We start from the raw sequence: 1416 nt of genomic DNA, 5'->3' as shown, positions 1-1416 counted from the left end.
CTCCCGGCGCCCCTCTGTCAAGAGGGGGTTGGTTAGGGTGTGGTTTGGCGGGTCCGGGATGTGACTTGTCCGAAGTGTCGATCTTGGGGTTGGGTCGGCCGCGCTGGAGTCAGAGTCGCCCCCGTGTGTCCTCCCGGACCTGTCCCGTCCGTGGTGTCGTCGATCATCTGGCGGTAGACGATGTTGGATAGGCGTCGTTTGAGCGCGCGTAGGGCTTCCATGGGGGTTTTCCCGGTGGCGAGTTTCGCCTGGTAGTAGGCGCGTCCTTGGCTGTCGTGGCGGATCTGGGCGATGGCCATGATGTGTAGGACGCGGTTGATGCGCCGGTTCCCGGCGCGGGAGAGCCGGTGGCGGGTGTGGTCGCCGGAGGAGACGTCCAACGGTGCGGTGCCGTTCCAGGAGGCGAACTGGCCGCGGGTGGCGAAGCGGGTGATGTCGCCGATGTCGGCGATCAGGCGGGCGGCGCCGGACGGGCCGATCCCGCGTAGCTGTTGCAGATGGCTGCCGGTGGTGGCCAGGATCGCGGTCAGGTCAGCGGCCGCGGTCTTGATCTTGTGGTCCAGGGCGGTGATCTCCTCGACGAGGTCGCTGGCGAGGCGGTGGCGGGTGCCCGCGACGATGTCGGCGGCGGCGGGCGTGGCCTGCTCGAGCAGGGTGCGTGCCTGGGCGGCGGTCAGGTTCTTCTTGGCTCCGCCGGGGATCAGGTCGAGCAGGAGTTGGTGGAGGCGGTTGACGGTCTCGGTCCGGGTCCGGGCCAGCTGTTCGCGGCGGTCGACGAGCAGCCGTAACACGACCGTGGTGTCCTCGGCGGTGACCTGCCGCAACCCATCGGTGCGTAGGGCGGTCACCGCGATGTGGTGTGCGTCGGCGGCGTCGGTTTTGCGGCCGTTCCCGGTCGCGAACGCCCGTGTCCGGGCCGAGGACTTGGAGGGCACGTCCAGCACCGTTTCCCCGTCGGCCAGTAGCCGCTGTGCCAGATGCCGGCCGATCCCGTTACAGCCCTCGACCGCCCACACCCGCTGTGGATGCACCCGCCCCGCGGCCAGCATGGCCTGGTAGCCGCCACGATCGCTGGCATACCGACCACCGCCGAGGACACGTTCGCGTCCGTCGATGACCTCGATCGTCGCGGAACGCTTGTGCGGATCTACACCGATAACAACCCGAGCCATGAACGACAACGCCCTTCCCCTGGAACCCGACAAAACAGGCCGATCGGCGGGAGGGCAACGCTACTTCGAGCCGGGCAGTCCCCTCTTGAGCCTCTCCACACCCCGGTGACCGGCAGGGTCCACGCCGGGAGAGAGCCACACCCCGCCATATGGGTGGGCAGCCAGAGACAGAGCACCCCTACCAGTCACCTCGACCAAGCCTGGCCGGGCCACGGTCGTAACACCATCCTCAACAAGTAGCCGG

The 1416-nt window shown here is 68.3% G+C and carries 1 protein-coding gene; it reads right to left on the bottom strand.

Translation table 11 applies throughout. From position 1 onward, the window contains the following. Positions 1 to 32: 32 nt before the first annotated feature. Positions 33 to 1172 carry an IS110 family RNA-guided transposase gene (locus CHC05_RS40465; protein WP_089256219.1) on the bottom strand — a complete coding sequence of 380 codons (1140 nt, stop codon included), beginning with the start codon at positions 1170 to 1172 and terminating at the stop codon, positions 33 to 35. Between the last annotated feature and the right edge of the window lie 244 nt (positions 1173 to 1416).

This window comes from Asanoa hainanensis (genome assembly GCF_900188485.1).
GTDB classification, from domain to species: Bacteria; Actinomycetota; Actinomycetes; order Mycobacteriales; family Micromonosporaceae; genus Asanoa; species Asanoa hainanensis.
This window is presented reverse-complemented; position numbering and strand designations above follow the sequence as displayed.

Excerpts from the sequence above, each read along its gene's own strand:
- CHC05_RS40465 (WP_089256219.1), bottom strand. The coding sequence starts at position 1,172 with ATGGCTCGGGTTGTTATCGGTGTAGATCCGCACAAGCGTTCCGCGACG.